This is a genomic window from Undibacterium sp. SXout7W (assembly GCF_049339385.1).
In the GTDB taxonomy this organism is placed as follows: domain Bacteria; phylum Pseudomonadota; class Gammaproteobacteria; order Burkholderiales; family Burkholderiaceae_D; genus Undibacterium.
In genome coordinates, this window is the sequence record NZ_JBMPPF010000009.1 from 101,832 (window position 1) to 122,221 (window position 20,390).

At 49.5% G+C, this 20,390-nt stretch carries 20 protein-coding genes and 1 riboswitch; of the genes, 9 read left to right on the forward strand and 11 right to left on the reverse strand.

Features of this window, described 5'->3' with window-relative positions; genetic code table 11:
* Positions 1–62: 62 nt before the first annotated feature.
* Positions 63–845: an MBL fold metallo-hydrolase gene (locus tag ACO0LB_RS10645; RefSeq protein ID WP_423049080.1), complete on the reverse strand. Its 783-nt coding sequence runs from the start codon at positions 843–845 to the stop codon at positions 63–65.
* Between the two features lie 305 nt (positions 846–1,150).
* On the opposite strand from ACO0LB_RS10645, the gene ACO0LB_RS10650 reads away from it, so the two are divergent.
* Positions 1,151–2,053, forward strand: coding sequence for an AEC family transporter (locus ACO0LB_RS10650; protein ID WP_423049081.1), 903 nt, complete (start codon positions 1,151–1,153; stop codon positions 2,051–2,053).
* Between the two features lie 70 nt (positions 2,054–2,123).
* On the opposite strand, the gene metF is transcribed toward ACO0LB_RS10650, so the two are convergent.
* The 6 genes from metF to ACO0LB_RS10680 all read right to left on the reverse strand — a co-directional run bounded on the left by metF (position 2,124) and on the right by ACO0LB_RS10680 (position 8,155).
* Entirely contained in the window at positions 2,124–2,951 is an 828-nt protein-coding gene (gene metF, locus ACO0LB_RS10655) for a methylenetetrahydrofolate reductase [NAD(P)H] (RefSeq protein ID WP_423049139.1), read from the reverse strand.
* On the reverse strand, positions 2,951–3,292 hold the full coding sequence (locus ACO0LB_RS10660; protein WP_423049082.1) for a phage holin family protein: 342 nt from the start codon (positions 3,290–3,292) through the stop codon (positions 2,951–2,953). Before ACO0LB_RS10660 ends, metF begins: the two co-directional genes overlap by 1 nt.
* A 168-nt stretch (positions 3,293–3,460) precedes the next feature.
* The gene (gene ahcY / locus ACO0LB_RS10665) at positions 3,461–4,888 is read right to left on the reverse strand and encodes an adenosylhomocysteinase (RefSeq protein WP_423049083.1); all 1,428 of its coding nucleotides are present in this window, start codon (positions 4,886–4,888) and stop codon (positions 3,461–3,463) included.
* 25 nt (positions 4,889–4,913) lie between these two features.
* Positions 4,914–4,987: riboswitch (S-adenosyl-L-homocysteine riboswitch) on the reverse strand.
* Between the two features lie 337 nt (positions 4,988–5,324).
* Entirely contained in the window at positions 5,325–5,867 is a 543-nt protein-coding gene (locus tag ACO0LB_RS10670) for an adenine phosphoribosyltransferase (protein ID WP_423049084.1), read from the reverse strand.
* A 29-nt stretch (positions 5,868–5,896) separates the two neighbouring features.
* Positions 5,897–7,879, reverse strand: coding sequence for a monovalent cation:proton antiporter-2 (CPA2) family protein (locus tag ACO0LB_RS10675; protein ID WP_423049085.1), 1,983 nt, complete (start codon positions 7,877–7,879; stop codon positions 5,897–5,899).
* Positions 7,880–8,008: 129 nt separating this feature from the next.
* Positions 8,009–8,155 carry a hypothetical protein gene (locus ACO0LB_RS10680; protein ID WP_423049086.1) on the reverse strand — a complete coding sequence of 49 codons (147 nt, stop codon included), beginning with the start codon at positions 8,153–8,155 and terminating at the stop codon, positions 8,009–8,011.
* A gap of 115 nt (positions 8,156–8,270) precedes the next feature.
* On the opposite strand from ACO0LB_RS10680, the gene ACO0LB_RS10685 reads away from it, so the two are divergent.
* The 8 genes from ACO0LB_RS10685 (at position 8,271) to ACO0LB_RS10720 (ending at position 15,036) form a co-directional block, all read left to right on the forward strand.
* Positions 8,271–9,311 (forward strand): KpsF/GutQ family sugar-phosphate isomerase, encoded by a 1,041-nt coding sequence (locus ACO0LB_RS10685; RefSeq protein ID WP_423049140.1) that lies wholly within the window; start codon positions 8,271–8,273, stop codon positions 9,309–9,311.
* Positions 9,311–9,835, forward strand: coding sequence for a KdsC family phosphatase (locus ACO0LB_RS10690; protein WP_423049087.1), 525 nt, complete (start codon positions 9,311–9,313; stop codon positions 9,833–9,835). Before ACO0LB_RS10685 ends, ACO0LB_RS10690 begins: the two co-directional genes overlap by 1 nt.
* Positions 9,832–10,482 carry an LPS export ABC transporter periplasmic protein LptC gene (gene lptC / locus ACO0LB_RS10695; protein ID WP_423049088.1) on the forward strand — a complete coding sequence of 217 codons (651 nt, stop codon included), beginning with the start codon at positions 9,832–9,834 and terminating at the stop codon, positions 10,480–10,482. Before ACO0LB_RS10690 ends, lptC begins: the two co-directional genes overlap by 4 nt.
* 12 nt (positions 10,483–10,494) lie before the next feature.
* Positions 10,495–11,094, forward strand: coding sequence for a lipopolysaccharide transport periplasmic protein LptA (gene lptA, locus ACO0LB_RS10700; RefSeq protein WP_423049089.1), 600 nt, complete (start codon positions 10,495–10,497; stop codon positions 11,092–11,094).
* A gap of 1 nt (position 11,095) precedes the next feature.
* Positions 11,096–11,848, forward strand: a complete 753-nt coding sequence (gene lptB / locus ACO0LB_RS10705) for an LPS export ABC transporter ATP-binding protein (protein WP_423049090.1) — start codon at positions 11,096–11,098, stop codon at positions 11,846–11,848.
* Positions 11,849–11,859: 11 nt separating this feature from the next.
* Positions 11,860–13,350, forward strand: coding sequence for an RNA polymerase factor sigma-54 (locus tag ACO0LB_RS10710; RefSeq protein WP_423049091.1), 1,491 nt, complete (start codon positions 11,860–11,862; stop codon positions 13,348–13,350).
* A gap of 108 nt (positions 13,351–13,458) precedes the next feature.
* Positions 13,459–13,806 (forward strand): ribosome hibernation-promoting factor, HPF/YfiA family, encoded by a 348-nt coding sequence (gene hpf, locus ACO0LB_RS10715; protein ID WP_423049092.1) that lies wholly within the window; start codon positions 13,459–13,461, stop codon positions 13,804–13,806.
* A gap of 129 nt (positions 13,807–13,935) precedes the next feature.
* The gene (locus ACO0LB_RS10720) at positions 13,936–15,036 is read left to right on the forward strand and encodes an enoyl-CoA hydratase/isomerase family protein (RefSeq protein WP_423049093.1); all 1,101 of its coding nucleotides are present in this window, start codon (positions 13,936–13,938) and stop codon (positions 15,034–15,036) included.
* Between the two features lie 176 nt (positions 15,037–15,212).
* Here the strand turns inward: ACO0LB_RS10720 and ACO0LB_RS10725 are convergent, their stop codons facing one another.
* The 4 genes from ACO0LB_RS10725 to ACO0LB_RS10740 form a co-directional block, all read right to left on the reverse strand.
* A complete protein-coding gene (locus tag ACO0LB_RS10725) occupies positions 15,213–15,941 on the reverse strand; it encodes an ABC transporter ATP-binding protein (protein ID WP_423049094.1) in 729 nt (242 codons plus the stop codon).
* An 11-nt stretch (positions 15,942–15,952) separates the two neighbouring features.
* Positions 15,953–17,908 carry an ABC transporter permease subunit gene (locus tag ACO0LB_RS10730; protein ID WP_423049095.1) on the reverse strand — a complete coding sequence of 652 codons (1,956 nt, stop codon included), beginning with the start codon at positions 17,906–17,908 and terminating at the stop codon, positions 15,953–15,955.
* Between the two features lie 9 nt (positions 17,909–17,917).
* The gene (locus ACO0LB_RS10735; protein WP_423049096.1) at positions 17,918–18,808 is read right to left on the reverse strand and encodes a branched-chain amino acid ABC transporter permease; all 891 of its coding nucleotides are present in this window, start codon (positions 18,806–18,808) and stop codon (positions 17,918–17,920) included.
* Positions 18,809–18,978: 170 nt separating this feature from the next.
* Complete coding sequence (locus ACO0LB_RS10740; protein ID WP_423049097.1) at positions 18,979–20,136, reverse strand: ABC transporter substrate-binding protein; 1,158 nt, start codon at positions 20,134–20,136, stop codon at positions 18,979–18,981.
* Between the last annotated feature and the right edge of the window lie 254 nt (positions 20,137–20,390).

Sequence of the window (20,390 nt, forward strand, 5' to 3'; positions counted from 1 at the left end):
CCACCCACGCGCAAACGACCGGCCTCCACCACGCATCGCATGACACAACATGCTGTAAAAGATCAGCCCCGGAAACGATAGTGTTCCTGCGTAAACAGATCAATGCCACATTGCAGATTTTCTATCCAGTCCAGAAACGCATGAATCGCTTCCTTGCCGACAAAATAGCGACCATGCTGCGGCACCATCATCGCCACATCCATCTGCCTGACCATGTTGGCCCAATAACGGCAAACCTTGTTCGATACCATGTAGCGCTTATGAAAGCCCATCATGCTCGGCAATTCTTTCAAAAACTCTTCTTTGCTGGTGATTGGCTGGTGAATTTCTTCTGCATCCACCATGGATGCGCCCATATCGCCGGAAAACAGTATTTTAGATTTACCATCATAAAACTGAAAATTGCCTTCAGCATGCAGGAAATGAGCAGGAATCGCATAAATTATCGTATCAGGCAAATGCACTGGCATTCCCTCATCTGGAATCCCCAGAATACGGCCATCGGCACGATTCAGATTACAAAAATGAGGAACAAAACGCGACCAGAGTTTAGACACATACAACTGGCAATTAGTGCTGAACAACCACTTATCCAGCGCGCCGATAATGTCAGGATCCTGATGTGAGGCAAACAAATATTTGAGCTGCTGCTTCGGCAAATATTTATGCATTGCCAGTACCAGCGAGTTATATGTCAGATGTCCCGAAGGATCAATCAATGCCCCCTCACCATCAGAGACAATCAGAAACTGATTAGCCTGTACCGCATGATCTCCGGCATCTTTCACCAGATCGTTAAACATCACGCAGACGTGTTTGCCGTCGTTATAGAGTTCGATTGCCAATTTTGCTCCCGGAGCGAGGTGGTTTTAAATGCAACAGATCATTCTAGCTCAAAAAACCAGTGCAATTCTTGACATGAATCAAAACAAATTACCGCAAAATTACCCAAGGTTTTCAAAATGCGGGAATGTGTGATATGGCAAAAAAAGCCAATACTCAAAAAACCACTTTTCATCAGTCTGGAATTCTGCGGCTACAATAGCCTCTCAGACAACTCTTCGCCCATTGCAGTATCCGCTCATTTACGTCAGGTACATCAATACCTTGTGCCACACAGCGTGGTCAACGAGCATCAGGCGTATTCATCATGATTGAACGTATTATAGGGATTATTCTCCCCGTCTTTATTATCATCGGGCTGGGCTATGCCTATGCGCGTTACAAAGGGGCAGCGGCGGCCAGTGATATGGTGTCCGTCAACCGTATCAGCATGGATGTGCTTTGTCCCTTGTTGATTTTCACTGCACTGGCTGGCAAAGACTTTGACGTTGTACATAATGGCTGGCTGATACTCGCAGGAACGCTGATCGCAGCCGGTTCGGGGCTGATCGCATGGCCGGTGGCACGTCTTTGTGGCTTTGATGTGCGCAGTTTTATTCCACCAATGATGTATAACAACTGCGGAAACATGGGGCTTCCACTCGCGGCATTGGCATTTGGAACGACTGGACTATCGGCGGCCGTCGCCTTATTTATGGCATGCAATCTGGTGTATTTCACGCTGGGCATACGCATCATCCAACATGGACATCCTGACCATCAGGATTCCCCATGGCGGTTTCTGTTGAGTCCGATGATGTTGGCAATGGCTGCTGGCATGCTATTCGCGATTTTTCATCTCCCACTTCAGCCTACGGTATTCATGGCATTGAAAATGACGGGAGAAGCCTGTATTCCGATTATGCTGTTTGCGCTGGGCGTGCGCATGCTGGATATTAATTTTTCCAGTTGGCGCATAGGTCTGGCAGGTGCAATCACTTGCCCTCTTGCTGGTCTGCTCATGGCAGCATTGCTTGAACATGTGTTGCCACTGACGGCGACACAACGCGGTCAGATGTATCTGTTTGCCGCGCTGCCTCCCGCAGTTTTCTGCTTTATGGTCGCAGAGCAGTATCAACAAGAGCCAGATAAAGTTGCGTCGATTGTGTTGTTAGGCAATGCATCTGCGCTTGTTTTCGTCCCAATGGGATTATGGCTGGGTCTGAGTTGAGTTTATGCAGCTCACAATAAAAAAGCGCTCATGCAGTCTGACTGATGAGCGCTTTTTGGTGCGGTGTCGATCAGACTAATCGCTGCCAGATCGCCGTTGTCGCCACGGCCTGATTCAGCGAGTAAAAATGTAATCCCGGCGCGCCGCCCGCTAACAGGCGTTCACACATTTCAGTCACCACATCAAGCCCAAAGGCTTTGATGGATGCGCTGTCGTCGCCAAAGCTACTGAGTTTCAAGCGTATCCAGCGTGGTATTTCTGCACCACACATTTCTGAAAAACGTAATAGCTGACTGCTGTTAGTGATCGGCATCACACCTGCCACTATCGGCGCTGTCACACCAGCCTTGCGGGCATCATCAACAAAGCGGAAGTAGGCATCTGCATTGTAAAAATATTGTGTAATCGCGGCATTGGCACCGGACTGCATTTTGCGGACAAAATTTTGCAGATCGTCTTGCGGAGATCGTGCCTGCGGATGCATTTCAGGATAAGCCGCGACTTCAATATGAAACCAGTCACCTGTTTCAGCGCGGATAAATTCCACCAGATCATTCGCATAGCGGAATTCACCGCCCATACCATAACCACTGGGCAGATCGCCACGCAAGGCGACCAGCCGACGGATGTCGTGCGACTGATACTGACGCAGAATGTCGCGAATCGATTCACGCGTGCCACCAACGCAAGACAAGTGCGGCGCAGCATCATGACCTTCCTGACGAATTTCGACGACGGTATCAAGCGTACCTTGTTGTGTAGTACCACCGGCACCGAACGTCACAGAAAAATATTTAGGGCGAAGCTCTGCCAGCTTCGCTCTCGTCGCACGCAGTTTCTCTGCGCCTTCCGCCGTTTTCGGCGGGAAAAATTCTATGCTGAAATTATGCGTCTTCATCATTTTTGCAATAGTAAAGTCGAGAGTGTCCAGGAGATCACGCTATACAGCAAAGCACCACCAACAGCTGACCAGAATCCGGCAACATGAAAACCATCCACCATATTTGCGACGCTCCAGAACAGCAGACCATTGATCACAAAAATGAATAATCCCATCGTGATCACAGTCGCCGGTAAAGTCAGTAACACCAACACAGGTCTCAGAATCGTATTGACCAATCCTAATACCAGCGCCACAACCAACGCGGTTCCAAAACTATCAATCGATACTGAATGCATCAGATAGGGAATCGCCAACAATGCAAGCGCATTGACTAACCATGTTGCGAGCAGAGCCATGAGCACTCCTGTCTTTATCAGGACTGACGCAAAATCACCCCGGTGACGTTATGGCTTCTGTCATACGAGCCAGTACTGCTTTCGTCACCGAGCCTTGCTGGGCGGCTTTACGTCAGTTCCATGTATATAAAAAGTCTCTCTGAGCCACGCGACGCAGAGAGCACACGATTAATAACGATAATGTTCTGGCTTGTAGGGGCCTTCTTTTTTCACGCCGATATAGGCAGCCTGTTCTTCTGTCAGTTCACTCAGTTGCGCATTGAGTTTTTTCAATTGCAAACGTGCGACTTTTTCATCCAGATGCTTAGGCAGGGTGTACACGCCAACCGGATATTTGTCTGTATGCAGGAACAATTCAATTTGCGCAATCGTCTGGTTCGCAAACGAAGAACTCATCACATACGATGGATGACCAGTGCCGCAGCCCAGATTCACCAAACGGCCTTCAGCCAGCAAGATAATACGTTTGCCGTCAGGGAAAATCACGTGATCCACTTGCGGTTTGATGTTTTCCCACGTGTATTGCTTCAGTGCGGCGACATCGATTTCATTATCGAAGTGACCAATGTTGCAAACAATCGCCTGGTCTTTCATCTTCAGCATATGTGCGTGGCTGATGACATGGTAATTACCGGTTGTCGTCACAAAAATATCGCCGTGTTCAGCCGCATATTCCATCGTTACAACACGATAGCCTTCCATTGCTGCCTGCAATGCGCAGATAGGATCAATCTCTGTTACCCAGACCTGAGCAGACAGTGCGCGCATCGCCTGAGCGGAACCTTTGCCGACATCACCATAACCAGCAATCACGGCGACCTTACCGGCAATCATGACGTCCGTCGCACGTTTGATGCCGTCAACCAAAGACTCGCGGCAGCCGTACAGATTATCAAACTTGGATTTAGTCACGGAATCATTGACGTTAATCGCAGGGAACGCGAGTTTGCCTTCTTTATGCATTTGATACAAACGATGCACACCTGTCGTCGTTTCTTCCGTCACGCCTTTGATCGCAGCCAGACGTTTGGAATACCAGTCTGGTTCTGCTTTCAGATGAGATTTGATTGCGTTAAACAAGCAGATTTCTTCTTCTGAACCTGGATTATTCAACACGGAAATATCTGTTTCTGCACGAGTACCCAGATGCAACAACAATGTGGCATCACCACCATCGTCGAGAATCATGTTAGAGAAGCCACCATCTTTCCATTCAAAAATACGGTGTGTGAAATCCCAGTATTCATCCAGATTTTCACCTTTGAATGCAAACACTGGTGTGCCGCCAGCAGCGATTGCGGCAGCAGCGTGATCCTGTGTCGAGTAGATATTGCAGGAAGCCCAGCGTACGTCAGCGCCCAGCGCAGTCAATGTTTCGATCAACACAGCTGTCTGAATGGTCATGTGCAGTGAACCCGTAATACGCGCGCCCTTCAAAGGTTGACTGGCAGCAAATTCTTCACGGATGGCCATCAGACCAGGCATTTCAGTTTCGGCGATACGAATTTCTTTACGGCCCCAGTCAGCGAGACTCAGGTCAGCAACGAAAAAATCCTGGGATGCAGAAGATGTAGCGGTAGAGATTGTGGCGTTCATCACGCCCTCCTTTCAGTTGAAAAAAGTAACGTGAGCGCAGTTGTGTGGATTCCAAGCCTGGCAAGATAGCAAGATCTTGTCGCAGCGCTCCTTGGAAGACCCGAAGTATAACGCAGCTTCGGCATTTTTGCGCACGTCAACGCCTTCGTGGCGTGTCAGGCAACATGCAGTCGATACCCTCAGTCTCTCGCCGTTTTATCCTTAAAATACAAAATAGGAGGGAGTATATTGAAAATAAGTGCGATTGTCTGAATAAATATAAGGGGCTTAAAATATACTCCCTCCAGTATATTCAGGCCAATATTCAGCCGCGGATGCTGTTTTACGTAGAATGTGCAGAAATCATCCCGTCCATAAAAAACTGATGCAGTCACAAAATGAATGGCATCAGTTTTTTTTAGCGATCAGCGGAACGAAATAAGACGAAAAGAAACGCTTAATGTCCGTCGAAATTACACACGGTAAACAGCGGCAAGCCACTTTCTTTAATCAACTGAGAACCGCCCAGCTCAGGTAAATCAACGATCACGGCACCTTCGACCACAATAGCACCGAGCCGTTCTAACAATTTCTTACCTGCCATCATGGTGCCACCAGTCGCAATCAGATCATCGATCAGGACGACGCGGTCACCCTGTTTGCAAGCGTCAGAATGCAACTCGACAGTCGCGCTACCATATTCAAGTTCATATTCTTCAGACACGGTATGAAACGGCAGTTTGCCTTTTTTACGAATCGGCACAAAACCCAGATTCAGCTCATACGCCAGCACCGAACCGATAATGAAGCCGCGCGCGTCCAGACCCGCAATCACGTCGATTTTCTGATCCATATAGCGATGAACGAACATGTCGATCAGAACACGAAACACCTTGGGATTTTGCAATAAGGGCGTAATGTCTCGAAACATCACTCCCTGTTGCGGCCAGTCCGGTACGGTGCGGATGTGTTGTTTAATGTAATCAGATGGATTCAGCATGTTGAAAGATTCAAATAAAAATTAACCTGCTATTTTAACAGCCGCTGCTCTGCCCTCGCGACAGCTTCAGATGTGCCGCGGATAACGACCACATCGCCAGCCTGCAATAGAATTTCAGCAGAATGATCGAGCCGGGCTTTACCGCGCCGTACAGCGTGCACATCCACGCCCAGTTCCTCCAATTGCAGACTGGCAAGCGCTTGCTTCAGTGATTTGGCTCGTTCACTCAAAACAACCGTATGCAAACGAATCTGCATACTTTCCGGGCTATCAGCCACGTCACTGGCACCGTGAAAAAAGCCACGCAGGGATTCATAACGAGCATCGCGTGCTGCCTGAACGCGATGTACGACGCGACGCAAAGGAATGCCCAGCATCACCAGCGCATGCGAAGCAAGCATCAGACTACCTTCCATTAATTCCGGTACCACTTCGGTCGCACCGGCCGCGCGCAGTTTGTCCAGATCCACGTCATCATGACTACGCACAATCACGGGCAAACTGGGATTGAGTTCATTGACAAAATGCAGCACTTTCAGTGCCGATGCGGTGCTGGTGTATGTCACAACCAACGCAGCAGCCCGGTTAATACCGGCAGCAAGCAAACTCTCACGTCGCGCCGCATCTCCATAAGACACATTGGCTCCTGCGGTCTGCGCATCACGGACACGATCAGGATCAAGATCGAGTGCATGATAATCAATGTTTTCCTCTGCCAGCAATCTGGCCAGACTTTGCCCACTGCGACCAAAACCGGCGATGATGACGTGTTTTTTGGTAGTCATGGTACGCGCAGCAATTTGCGTGAGCGCCAGTGATTGCATCATCCATTCGTTCGAGGAGAATTTCATCACGATCGCGTCCGATTTTGCCAGGATGAAAGGCGATGCCAGCATCGATAACACCATAGAAGCCAGAATCAGTTGCAACAACAAGGGATCAACCAATTGCAATCCACCGGCCTGGTTCAATAGCACAAATCCAAATTCGCCTGCCTGCGCCAACCCTAGCCCCGTGCGCAATGCAACGCTGGTCGAATTGCCAAAAATACGTGCCAATGCACCAATCAGAACCAACTTCAGCAATACTGGCAAACTCAGTAACAGCAATACCAGCCAGATGTTATCGATCACCAGACGCACATTCAGTAACATGCCGACCGTAATAAAGAACAGCCCCAGCAATACATCACGAAATGGCTTGATGTCTTCTTCCACCTGATGCCGGTATTCGGTTTCTGAAATCAACATACCAGCCACGAACGCGCCGAGCGCCATCGACAGACCCGCTTTTTCAGTCAACCACGCGGCCCCCAACGTAATCAGCAGCAGATTGAGCATGAACAGCTCTTGCGAACGTCGTTTGACCACGATACTGAACCAGGTGCGCATCAGCTTCTGCCCCACCACCAGCAGCAACACCAGCACCAATACCGCCTTGCCGCTGGCAAACGCGAGAGTCTGCAATAAATCCGGTGAATGCGAGGCCAATGCCGGCACCAGAATCAGTAAGGGAACAACCGCCAAATCCTGAAACAACAAGATACTGATAATCTGACGACCATGCAGGCTTTCCAGCTCTACGCGCTCCGTCAGCATTTTCGACACAATCGCCGTGGACGACATGGCAAGTGCACCGCCCAGTGCAAATCCGGCTTCCCAACTGATATGAAAATAATGCGGCAGCCAACGACTCGCGAGCCAGCCAGTGATCATACTGGCCAGAATCGTCACCAGCACCTGCGCCATACCAAGGCCAAATACTGCTTTGCGCATGGACATGAGTTTGGCCAGAGAAAATTCAAGGCCAATAGAAAACATCAAGAACACAACACCAAATTCTGCCAGTTCGCTGGTGACGTGGCTTTCCTGAACCACGCCGAATCCGTAAGGGCCAACCAGAATGCCGACCACCAGATAGCCCAGCATTGGCGGTAATTGCATCATACGAAACGCCACAACACCTAAAACAGCGGCGCCGAGCAACGACAGGGTGATATCAAGTGCATTCATACGGGTCGTACTCAAATAAAAATGGATGGACGGTCAAGCATATGGAAGCGATCTGACAAAGTCAGTCAGCCTCATTCAAGGTTGTACAGGTTCCTGGTGAGCATACCACTTGCACACTGATAGCGCGTTTCACAGGAAAGCCATAGTCGATGCACGCGGATTGATACACGCAGGTCGCACACCAGTACCCGACCGATGCGATGCAGGCTCAGCACAGGTAAAGTCATTGGCGATAGCGGAGACCACAGGCGTCATGCGTGTTGCTACCATGAACATATTTTTAACATTATTGCCGATTTATCGCATCTAAATAATGAATTACGGCAAACATTATTCATTACGTTACAACTGGCAGAGTTTTTGCTTTAAGAATTTCGTTTATACTTCTGCCATGAATGAACTGAATGAAACCACTAATTCCGGCAATGCTTCCGAGAAGACAGCGCAGATAGCCGCTGAGCGCGCGCTTCAGCTTGCGCGGAACACATTACAAATTGAAGCAGATGCACTGCTTGCTTTGCAGCAGCGCCTGAGCAACGGCGATGCTGCAACTTTTACGGATGCCGTCAGGTTGTTGCTGAGTTGCAACGGCAGAGTCGTTGTTTCTGGCATCGGGAAATCCGGTCATATTGCCCGTAAAATCTCAGCCACATTCGCATCCACTGGCACACCGTCCTTCTTTATTCATCCGGCAGAAGCTGCCCACGGTGATCTCGGCATGGTGACGCCGCAAGATGTATTGATTGCGATATCGTATTCTGGCGAAGCATCTGAATTGATGTCCATCCTGCCCATTATCAAACGACTGGGTGTCAAACTGATTGCGATCACCGGCAATCCTCAGTCGAGTCTGGGTAAACTGGCCGACGTCCATCTGAACGTCTACGTTAGCAAAGAAGCATGTCCTTTAAACCTGGCACCGACGGCCAGCACAACCACAACGCTGGCGATGGGCGATGCGCTGGCAGTCGCGGTGCTGGATGCGCGTGGCTTCAGGGAAGAAGACTTTGCGCGGTCACATCCCGGTGGGGCGCTTGGACGCCGCTTACTGACACACGTGCGTGATGTCATGCGTACTGGTGACGCCATCCCTCAAGTAACGCCGGACACCACATTAGTCAACGCCTTACTGGAAATCACCAAAAAAGGTATGGCAATGACTGCCGTAGTCGATGAACAACAACACATCATCGGCGTGTTCACTGATGGTGATTTACGCCGCCTGATGGAGAGTGTCCGTGATTTCACACAAATCAGCATCGCCGACGTCATGCACAAAAATCCGCGCAGCATACGTGCGGAGCAACTCGCTGTAGAGGCGGTAGAAGTGATGGAAACCCATCGCATTAATCAGTTACTGGTCGCTGACGACAGCGGAAAACTGGTTGGCGCTCTGCATATTCATGACCTGACGCGTGCCAAGGTAATCTGATGATGACTGCACAACAACGAGCGGCGCAAGTCCGGCTGATGATTTTTGATGTTGACGGTATCCTGACTGACGGCAGCCTGCAATTCGGGCCGGAAGGCGAAGCATTGAAAACATTCAATGTGCTGGATGGTCAGGGCATCAAGCTATTACAACAGCATGGTGTGGAAACGGCCATCATCAGTGCACGCAATTCCGCTATCGTGACAAAGCGCGCCACAGATCTGGGCATCACGCATATCTGTCAGGGCATTCATGATAAAAAAAATGCTTTTCTGGAATTGATCAATCGTTTATCAATTCCCGCGCAGGCCTGTGGCTTCATCGGTGATGATGTGATCGATTTACCGGTGCTGACACGCGTCGGATTTGCTGCCAGTGTGCCCAATGGCCATCTCGAAGTACGTCAGCGGGTTCATTATGTGACAACCCAATCTGGCGGCAAAGGCGCAGCGCGCGAAGTCTGTGATTTTATCTTGCAGGCACAGGGGAAATACGATCAGGCTCTGGCAGAATTTTTATCATGAAACCACTCTTGACTGCAGATCGTTTCCGCATCTGGCTAGGCGTTGTTTTGCTGGCTGTGGTGGCGCTCGGCAGTTTCTGGATGATGGAAGTATTACGCCGCTCGGGTGAAGACGAACAGAATAAATCCTCGGTGCGCAGTGAGCCGGATTATTATGTGGAAAAATTTAACTTTATCCGCCTGTCCAATAGCAACAATCCCAACTATCACATCACCGGTGACAGACTGATTCATCTGCCGAAATCCGACAGCTTTGAAATTCTGCAACCACGCATCAATAGTTTTGATGAAGAAAAAACGCCTGTTCACATTCGTGCTGACAAGGCTGTCATAGAAGAAAAAAACGCTGAGATCACACCACAACGTGAACATGACGTCGTGCATTTATATGACAACGTCAGCATGGAGCGCCCTGAAAGCCCGAATTCCCATTATTTGCAGTTACAGACAGACTATCTGATGCTATTGCCGGATGACGACATCATCAAGACAGATAAGGCAGTCAATATTCTCACCGCCAATGCAGAAACCAATGCGATAGGTATGCTGGCGAATAACGCCACACAACAAATGCAACTGATGAGCAAAGTACGCGTACGCCTGAAAAAATCTGGCAAAGCGCTCATCCCACAACATTCCAGAGAATAGAAAGAGCACACCATGCGCTTGCAGAATATCTCCCTCTCTGTTGCAGACAAACAAGCTGGTCAACGATACCGGCAACTGCTGAGCATACTCGCCAGCAGTGTTTTGCTGTTCGGCAGTGCCCACGCCGAAAGAGCTGACAGCCTCAAAGAAACCAATATTGAAGCAGAACACTCTATCAGTGATGGTAAAAAAAATATCGTCACCCTGACAGGCGATGTCAAGCTGACACGCGGTACATTGATCGTCAAAGCCGAGCGTGCTGTCGTCACCGAAGCCGCTGACGGCCATCAGCACGCAACGCTCTACGGCAAACCAGGTGCCACTATTACCTTTCGTCAGAAACGCGATGGCGGGCCGGACTTATGGATAGAAGGTGAAGCAGAACGTGCTGAATACGATGAAAAAACTGAGCTGGTCAAATTCATCACCAGAGCCCGTGTCAAATATCTGGAAGGAAAAAAAGTCACCCAGGAACAGGAAGGTGAATTTTTATCTTATGACAGTAAAAACGATGTCTTCATCGGCACTAACTCCAGCAGCGGTCAACAAATTCCGGGCGGTGGTCGTATCAAGCTGACATTGCAACCAAAGCCAGAAAAACAGGTGAACTGAGATGACTGTGAACGACAGTACCCTGATCATTCAAGGCCTGCAAAAACGCTATGGTGCGAGGCAAGTGGTGCGCGATGTATCGCTGCAAGTAAAGAGCGGAGAAGTCGTTGGCCTGCTGGGTCCCAATGGTGCCGGTAAAACCACCTCGTTTTATATGATCGTCGGGCTGGTTCCTTCCGATGCCGGCGAGATACTCATCAATGGCACGGATATTTCTCACCTGCCGATCCACCAGCGCGCCACGCTGGGATTATCATATTTGCCGCAAGAAGCATCGGTATTCCGGAAATTATCTGTCGAAGATAACATTCGTGCGGTACTGGAATTGCAAAAAGACGAGCAAGGAAAATTTTTAAATAGTCGAGAAATCGACCAGCGTCTGAATAATTTGCTGGCTGATTTACAAATCGAAAAAATTCGTGAAAATCAGGCGTTGTCACTTTCCGGAGGCGAACGTCGCCGCGTGGAAATTGCCCGCGCACTGGCAACCAATCCACGTTTTGTGTTGCTGGATGAACCGTTTGCCGGCGTCGATCCGATTGCCGTGATTGAGATTCAACGTATCGTGGGGTTTCTCAAAGAACGTCGTATAGGTGTGCTGATCACTGACCACAATGTGCGTGAAACGCTGGGAATCTGCGATCACGCTTACATCATCAATCAAGGCGCAGTGCTGGCCAGCGGTAAGCCAGATGACATTATTCAAAATGAGTCAGTGCGTCGGGTCTATCTGGGAGAGCATTTCCGCATGTGACGGGAATCATCATGAAACAAAGCCTGCAACTACGTACCTCACAACATCTGGCACTGACGCCACAATTGCAGCAATCCATCCGATTACTGCAATTGTCGACGCTGGAGCTTCATCAGGAACTGGAAACTCTTCTGGTAGAGAATCCTTTGCTTGAACGTGTCGACGATCCACTCGACAACGCCGTACGCCTGCTGGCAGATGGCGCCATTTCCAGCAACAATACGAATGCCGATGCTGGCATGCAAACAACAGGCAATACAGACGAGCACGCGCCTGCTGCAAGTGATGCTGGTGGCGATGCCGATACGGCCCCGATCAATGATGCCGTCAGTGCCAGCGATAACGACTGGAGCTTTGATGACGTGCCTCAGGGCGGGCATTCATCTGAAGAAGACGAAGGCCGTTCACAACTGGAATCTGCTCACACGACACTGCATGAGCATTTACAGGAGCAGATGCGACTGAATCTGCGCGAGCCACGTGATCGGGCGCTGCTTGAACTGATTATCGATGCAATAGATGACAACGGTTATCTGATCGAAACGCTGGAAGAAATTCATGCCAGTTTGCCGCTGGAACTTGGTGTCGAACTGGAAGAACTCTCGTTTGCACTGTCCATGCTGCAAAGTTTTGATCCACCGGGTGTCGGTGCCCGTACACCTGCGGAATGTCTGGCATTGCAGATCAAACGCATGCCCAAAATCGCCTTTGTCACGCGTCGCCTGGCATTGCAGATTGTAGAAACACAACTCACTCTTTTCGCCCAGCGGGATTTCAACAAACTAAAAAAACTTCTCGATTGCGATGACGAAGATTTGCGCGAGGCCCAGACCGTGATACGCCAATGCAAACCACGTCCTGGTGCTGTATTTGCAGAAACGGATTCCGATTTCGTCGTACCCGATGTCATCGTCAAAAAATCAGGCAATGGCTGGCAAGTGTTACTGAATCAGGATGTCATGCCAAAGCTGCGCGTCAGCAGCATGTACGCCAACATCATGAAACAAAATCGTGGTGAAACCGGCATGGGTTCGCAATTGCAGGAGGCACGCTGGCTGATCAAAAATATGCGGCAACGTTTTGATACTATTTTGCGCGTTGCACAAGCGATAGTGGAAAGACAACGCAACTTTTTTACTCACGGTGCTGTTGCCATGCGCCCCCTTGTTTTGCGCGAAATAGCTGATACACTAGGATTACACGAGAGCACTATTTCTCGCGTAACGACTCAGAAATACATGCTGACGCCGCATGGGATGTTTGAGTTGAAGTATTTTTTCGGCAGCCATGTCGCGACGGAAACAGGAGGCGAAGCATCTTCCACCGCGATACGTGCACTCATCAAGCAGTTGATAGGAGCAGAAGACCAGAAAAGCCCACTCTCTGACAGTAAAATTGCAGACATGCTGGGTGAACAGGGCATGGTAATTGCCCGAAGGACAGTTGCCAAATACCGTGAAGCCCTCAAAATACCACCAGTCAGTTTGCGAAAATCTTTGTAAGTAGTCCTTGTAATCACGGTTTGAATTGCTATATATGATTTAGCTCAAAATAATTCCGATGAAATGAGCGCATCGTTATAGCAAGTAACATCACCATAGGAGCACAGTATGAATCTCACCATCAGTGGACATCACGTCGAAGTTACTCCTGCAATTCGTGAATATGTACATACCAAGCTGGAACGCATCCGGCGCCACTTCGACCAAGTCATTGATATTGCCGTTATTCTGACGGTCGATAAGCTCCGGGAGAAAGAAAAACGACATAAAGCGGACATTAACCTGCACATCAGCGGTAAAGATATCCACGTAGAAAGTCTGTCGCATGATCTGTATTCTGCCATTGATACCCTGATCGACAAACTTGATCGTCAGGTGATCAAACACAAAGATAAAATTCAGGACCATCAGCATGATGCCATCAAGCACATTCCTGATCCGGCCTCTGCCTCATAATTTCTGCGGTTAGGGAAGACTTAAAAAGGACGCAATATTGCGTCCTTTTTTGCGATCTCTGCAATCGCGTGACGAGGATGATCGTCAACGTTAGAATGTCTGTCTCTACACTACTCAACGGTATTTTTCATGAGCGAATACGTACACACCTCTATCCGGAACAAAATCGGCTTTATCATGCTGGATCGCCCGAAGGCACTGAACTCCTTATCGCTGGACATGGTACGTACAATCACTGAAAGTCTGTTGCAATGGCGAGACAATGACGAAGTGAATGCTGTCTTCATTTACAGCAGCAGTGAAAAAGCATTTTGCGCCGGTGGTGATATTCGTTTTTTCTACGATGTAGGTACAGCAACCCCGACAGGCGACAGTGCTTTGCTGGAAGATTTTTTCACTGAAGAATATGCGCTGAATCATGTCATTCATTTTTATCCGAAGCCGTATATTGCACTGATGAATGGCGTCGTCATGGGCGGTGGGATGGGTATTGCCCAGGCTGGTTCGGATTGTGGTCTGCGCATTGTGACTGAGCGTACCAAGATGGCGATGCCGGAGGTGAATATCGGTTTATTCCCTGACGTCGGCGGCGGCTATTTTCTGTCGCGCACGCCAGGACAAATTGGCACTTATCTGGGGCTGACGGGTGAAATCATCGGGGCAGCCGATGCGCTGTATGCTGGTCTGGCCGACGTGTTTATTCCGACAGCAGAGTTACCCGCCCTGATGCAACTGCTGGAAACCACCGATAGCACCAATCGCACCGATATCCGCCATACGATCCGCACATTTGCAGCGACATTTGCAGATCAGGCTGCGCCTGCGGACAGCAAACTGGCAGCGCAACGCAACGTGATTGACCAGCACTTCAGTGGCAATCAGGTGCAAGAGATTGCCCGCCGTCTGGAAAACGACAGCAATGCCTTTGGGCAGCAAACCCTGGCAATGATGCAAAAACGTTCTCCGTTGATGATGTGTGTCACGCTGGAACAATTACGTCGCGGTGCGACGTTGTCTGTCGCAGATGATTTGCGTATGGAACGCAATATGGTGCGACATTGCTTCCGTCATGGCGAAGTGCTGGAAGGCGTGCGTGCGCTGGTTGTGGATAAAGACAACACACCACAATGGTCACCCACCTCGCTGGCAGAAGTGACAAGTGAACAAGTTGCAGGTTTTTTCAGCCAGGTCTGGCCAGAGCATGCCCACCCCTTGCGTCATCTGAACTAAATCCAGCAACGCCATCTCACCCTGGAACATAACAAAAAGGGCATGTATTTCGCATACATGCCCTTTTTTTGCTTCCCACGGCCAAAATATACTCCCCTCAGTATATAAAAACACGCCTTATTTTATATTGATGTCGGCCTGTTTTTATCAATTTATGGGGGGAGTATCTGTCTATCTCAGTGATGTGCGCCACCACCAAGATAGGCTGCCTTCACCGCCGGGTCATTTTGCAGGCTCGCTGCCGGACCATGCACTGAGATGCGGCCATTTTCCAGCACGTAACCATAATCAGCGACCGCCAACGCTGCGGCAGCAAACTGCTCCACCAGCAACATCGTCGTACCTTCTTGCTTGAGTCGCTGAATGATACGGAACACCTCGTCTACCAGAATCGGCGCCAGTCCCATCGAAGGCTCATCCAGCAGCACGACGTCAGGATTGAGCATCACAGCGCGCGCCATCGCCAGCATCTGCTGCTCACCGCCGGACAAAGTCCCCGCCAGTTGATGTCGCCGCTCTTTCAGACGAGGAAACAGTTCCATCGCCTTTTGCAGGTCATTCTCAATATCGCCACGCGGACGCGAGCGAGTGAAACGTGGAAACGCGCCCAGTAGCAGATTATCCGTCACCGACATGGTGGCAAATACGCGACGGCCTTCTGGCGAGTGTGCCAGACCAGCGCGTGCAATCCGATGCGAATCCATGCCCGTTACATCCTGCCCTGCCAGCGTGACTTTGCCTTCTTTAGGTTTTAACATGCCGGAAATCGCACGCATTGTCGTGGTTTTTCCAGCGCCGTTAGAACCAATCAACGTCACCACTTTGCCTTTAGGAACATCTAAGGAAATTCCGTGCAACACTTCGACCTTGCCATACGCAGCGTGCAAATTTGAAATAGATAACATGATTTGTCTCCTTAGGCGGTTGCAGTTGCTGCACCAAGTTCATCACTGACACTACCACCCAGATAGGCTTCGATCACTTTCGGATCAGCCTGCACCTCAGCCGGTTTGCCTTCGGCAATCTTCTGACCAAAATCGAGCACAGTCACCGTATCGCAAATCGACATCACCACGTCCATATGATGCTCAATCAGAATAATAGTGATGCCATGTTCACGGATTTTACGGATGATCGCGATTAACTCTTTGATATCCGGAGCGGTCAGACCCGCCGCTGGTTCATCCAGCAACAGCAATTGCGGATTCAATCCCAATGCGCGACCGATTTCGAGCAAACGCTGCTTACCGTAAGGCAAATTACGTGCTTCTTCATTGGCCAGATCTGCCAGGCCGACAAAGTTCAGGATACTTGCCGCACGGGCACGCGCTTCGCGCTCTTCACGCAGATAGCGCGGGCTGTGTATCATCACGTCAAAGACATTGCTACGGAAAGTATTGTGCAACCCCACCAGCACGTTCTCGGTTGCAGTCATTTCACCGAACAATTGCACGTTCTGGAAAGTACGTGCCACACCGCCGAGAGCAATCGCGGATGGCGTTGTACCAGAAATAACGCGGCCACTGAACTCCACCACGCCATCTGTTGGCTTATAAATGCCTGTCAGGACATTCATCATGGTACTTTTACCAGAACCGTTTGGACCGATCAAACCATGAACGGTGCCTTTGGCAATTTGCAAATCCACCTGATTCAAGGCTTTCAAACCACCAAACTGCATCAGCAACTGGCGAGCACTTAACAAAATACCCACGCGACCAGCGTCGGCTTTAACGATAGCAGTGTCATCATTGGCTGCAAACGCTGTGGACTTGGCGAGCAGGTGCTTTGGCCCCTTGCCTGCCAGTGCATTAACAAAGCCAACAATGCCATCCTGCAGGTAATACACCACGAACAAAGTCATCAGCCCAAAGATGGTCAGACGCCAGTCCGTAATGCTTTCCAGCTTGTAGGAGAACAATGCCATCGCGACCGTTGCCACGACAGGCACCGCCAGTTCACGCACTGTTTTGCGCTGCTTGATCAAGGTAAATCCACCTGCTGCCACAGCAATCACAGCAGCGACTGTGGCGATCTTGCGGAACAGCTCAATATCAGCCAACAGGGATGGCAACATCACCACGATGAAGGCACCCAGCAAAGAGCCGATACGCGATTTACGGCCACCCATAATCACCGCGAGCAAGAACAAAATTGTCAGCTCGAAGTTATACGTGTTCGGCGAAATGTACTCTTCCGAATAGGCATACAAACTACCCGCCAGTCCAGCCAGCGCCGCGCTGATCACGAAGGCATATACCTTGTAGCGGTACACGGAAACACCCATACAGTCAGAGGCAATCGGGCTGTCACGCAAGGCCTGAAAAGCACGGCCAAGATGCGAACGCAAAATACGATGCACGACAATCATCGCCAATACCATCATGCCGGCAACCAGATAGAAGTTGCCGACTTCACCAAGTTTCTGACCGAACAGAATTGGCTTCGCGACTTTAATCCCCATCGGGCCTTCTGTCAGGAACGTCATTTCGTTAATCAGAATCTGGATAATGGTACCGAATGCCAATGTCACCATCGCCAGGTAAGGTCCCGTGACGCGCAGCGCAGGCAAGGCCAACACCGCGCCAAACACTGCAGTGACAGCGATACTGGCAGGCAACGCCAACAAAATCGGCATACCCAGTTTGAAATACAACACGCCAGTGGTGTATGAGCCTATTCCGAACAAACCCGCATGTCCGAGCGACACCTGGCCGGTGTAACCGACAACGATGTCCAGACCAAACAATAAAATCGCGTAAATTAAAATCGTTTCGGCAAGGTGCATGTAATACGGATTATGCACAATCACCGGAAACAAGATCAGCGCAGCGATGCCGAGAATTGAAAAAGCTAAGGTCTTCTTGTTCATGTTTATTCCTTATACCTTTTTGATGGCGGCTTTGCCGAACAGACCAGCAGGTTTAAATGCCAGCACCAGCAACAGCAACACCAGGCCAGGTACTTCTTTGTACCCTGTCGAGATATAGAAACCGGTCAGTGTTTCAGCCACGCCCAAAATCAGTCCGCCGACAATCGCACCGACGCCAGAAGTCAGGCCACCGATAATCGCAACAGCAAACGCCTTCAGACCCAGTGCAGAACCCATTGTCGCGCCAGTCAGCGTCAACGGTGCCACCAGCACGCCTGCAAACGCGGCAGTGGCTGAAGATAAGGCATAAGAAAAGGTAATCACGAGGCTGGTATTGATACCCATCAGGCCAGCAGCATCGCGGTCATTCGAGGTTGCCACCACGGCTTTACCGTAAATCGATTTGCGATTGAATAATTCCACTGCCAGCATGATCGCCAATGCACCAACGACGACAACGACTTGCATCGCCTGTACATTGGCACCGAAAATCTGAAACGGTGCAGCAGATAGCGGAGATGGGAAAGTCAGATCGTCTTTACCCCAGATATTTTCAGCAACATTTTTAAAAATAATTGCGAGCGCAATCGTGGACATAATCCAGCCGAACTCTGATTTGATTTTAATCGCCGGACGTACACCGATCCATTCGACGAACATCCCTTGCAAGCCACCGAAGACGATGACGATAGGAATCATCAGCCAGTAATTCATGTAAGGACCACCATGAATATTACCGACCACACTCAGGCCAACCAGCGCGCCCAACATCAGTGACTCGCCCTGGCCGAAATTCAGGGTGCCGGAAGTCGCAAAGGTTAGTTGATATCCAAATGCAATGACCGCGTAGATCATGCCAAGTGCGACACCACTGAACACTAACTGTAATAGAATTTCCATTTTTATTTACCTAATGGAGAGCACCGTACAAGACGCGTACAGAGGCATATTGATATAGCTGCGCTATATCAATATGGGACGCAATCCTGATGGTGCGGTACAGAGAAACGAGTCAGACCTGTCTGCAATATCCGACGATCTGACTCTGATGACAGCTAAAAGACGATGTCTTATTTAGACTGAACGATATGGCCGCCCTTAGCTTCGCCCATGACTGGAATACCAGTTTTGATCGCTTCGTGATCGTCATGCGTAAATGGTTTGTTGTAAGTCGTTACAACGCCATCCACTTTTTCAGACAGATTTTCGAGTGCTTCGCGAACCTTGGCACCATCGGTGGTACCAGCCTGTTTAATCGCTGCGGCAAGAACATAAATGGAGTCATATCCTTGTGCTGCAGAAACTGGGGAAGGAATACGATCAACTTTGTAAGCCTTTTGGTAGGCATCGATAAAAGCCTTACGCTTTGGTGTCGTTGCTTCCTGGATAAATGTCTGTGGCATACGTGCGCCATCGCCATTTTTACCAGCGTTGTCGAGGAAGTTACCCATCGACAATGTCCAGCTACCGATCATCGGTACTTTCCAGCCGAGCTTTTCCATACCATTGGCGATCTGCGCCAATTCTGGGCCGATACCGTAAGTCAGAATCGCTTGTGCGCCGCCTTGTTTGGCTTTCAGCAATTGCGCCGTCATATCCACATCTTTGATATTGAATTTTTCTACGGCAACTGGTTTGATGCCTTTGGCTGTCAGTGCTTTTTCCAAATCTTCACGGCCTAATTGTCCGTAATTGGTGGAGTCAGCAAGAATCGCCACTTTGGTAAATTTATGCTTACCGATCGCTTCTTCCACAATCATCGCAGATTGAATCGTATCGCTGGCCGCAATACGGAAGATGTAGTTATCTTTGTGTTCTGGTGCAACGAACTGCTTGGTGATCGCAGTACCGGTAGCGATATTATTCATGACAGGAATTTTGGCTTCCTGATAAAAACGCTGAGCCGCCAGGGCAACGCCTGTGTTGGCATAGCCAACTGTTGCCACTACTTTTTCTTTATTGATCAATTCTTGAGCAACTTGCACACCACGCTCATTTTTTGCCTCGTCATCACGTTCAACGAGTTGAAATTGGCGACCTAGCACGCCGCCTTTCGCATTAATTTCGCTCACTGCCAGCTTCACACCATCGCGCATGGAAACACCCATAGGTGCTGAGCCGCCCGTTAATGGGCCTGAAACGCCGATCTTGATTGGCTCTGCAGCACTACCTGCTACCGCCCAACCCAATAATACCGATGCAACCAAGGTTTTCATTTTGTATGACATGTCCGTCTCCTGTTTATTGATTTGTAATCTGATATTTGAACAATTAGTCGTACTACCCCTACAAATTACCAGAAATTTCGCTTTGCAATGCAACATTAGCTACTTAAGTGTTACTACGCAGAATGCGTGATGAGGCATGCATACATCGATATTTTTATGAATAAATGTTAAATACGATACTGGCATTAGGATTAAGCAGGGGGCCATCATTGAGCCCCGGATGAGGAGAAAAATATTTTCATCGAATCATCAAA

Excerpts from the sequence above, each read along its gene's own strand:
- ACO0LB_RS10730 (WP_423049095.1), bottom strand. The coding sequence starts at position 17,908 with ATGAACAAGAAGACCTTAGCTTTTTCAATTCTCGGCATCGCTGCGCTG.
- ACO0LB_RS10660 (WP_423049082.1), bottom strand. The coding sequence starts at position 3,292 with ATGGCTCTGCTCGCAACATGGTTAGTCAATGCGCTTGCATTGTTGGCG.
- ACO0LB_RS10675 (WP_423049085.1), bottom strand. The coding sequence starts at position 7,879 with ATGAATGCACTTGATATCACCCTGTCGTTGCTCGGCGCCGCTGTTTTA.
- ACO0LB_RS10720 (WP_423049093.1), top strand. The coding sequence starts at position 13,936 with ATGAGCGAATACGTACACACCTCTATCCGGAACAAAATCGGCTTTATC.
- ACO0LB_RS10710 (WP_423049091.1), top strand. The coding sequence starts at position 11,860 with ATGAAACAAAGCCTGCAACTACGTACCTCACAACATCTGGCACTGACG.
- ACO0LB_RS10735 (WP_423049096.1), bottom strand. The coding sequence starts at position 18,808 with ATGGAAATTCTATTACAGTTAGTGTTCAGTGGTGTCGCACTTGGCATG.
- lptB (WP_423049090.1), top strand. The coding sequence starts at position 11,096 with ATGACTGTGAACGACAGTACCCTGATCATTCAAGGCCTGCAAAAACGC.
- ACO0LB_RS10685 (WP_423049140.1), top strand. The coding sequence starts at position 8,271 with ATGAATGAACTGAATGAAACCACTAATTCCGGCAATGCTTCCGAGAAG.
- ahcY (WP_423049083.1), bottom strand. The coding sequence starts at position 4,888 with ATGAACGCCACAATCTCTACCGCTACATCTTCTGCATCCCAGGATTTT.
- metF (WP_423049139.1), bottom strand. The coding sequence starts at position 2,951 with ATGAAGACGCATAATTTCAGCATAGAATTTTTCCCGCCGAAAACGGCG.
- ACO0LB_RS10725 (WP_423049094.1), bottom strand. The coding sequence starts at position 15,941 with ATGTTATCTATTTCAAATTTGCACGCTGCGTATGGCAAGGTCGAAGTG.
- ACO0LB_RS10680 (WP_423049086.1), bottom strand. The coding sequence starts at position 8,155 with ATGTTCATGGTAGCAACACGCATGACGCCTGTGGTCTCCGCTATCGCC.
- ACO0LB_RS10650 (WP_423049081.1), top strand. The coding sequence starts at position 1,151 with ATGATTGAACGTATTATAGGGATTATTCTCCCCGTCTTTATTATCATC.
- ACO0LB_RS10740 (WP_423049097.1), bottom strand. The coding sequence starts at position 20,136 with ATGTCATACAAAATGAAAACCTTGGTTGCATCGGTATTATTGGGTTGG.
- hpf (WP_423049092.1), top strand. The coding sequence starts at position 13,459 with ATGAATCTCACCATCAGTGGACATCACGTCGAAGTTACTCCTGCAATT.
- ACO0LB_RS10670 (WP_423049084.1), bottom strand. The coding sequence starts at position 5,867 with ATGCTGAATCCATCTGATTACATTAAACAACACATCCGCACCGTACCG.
- lptA (WP_423049089.1), top strand. The coding sequence starts at position 10,495 with ATGCGCTTGCAGAATATCTCCCTCTCTGTTGCAGACAAACAAGCTGGT.
- ACO0LB_RS10690 (WP_423049087.1), top strand. The coding sequence starts at position 9,311 with ATGATGACTGCACAACAACGAGCGGCGCAAGTCCGGCTGATGATTTTT.
- lptC (WP_423049088.1), top strand. The coding sequence starts at position 9,832 with ATGAAACCACTCTTGACTGCAGATCGTTTCCGCATCTGGCTAGGCGTT.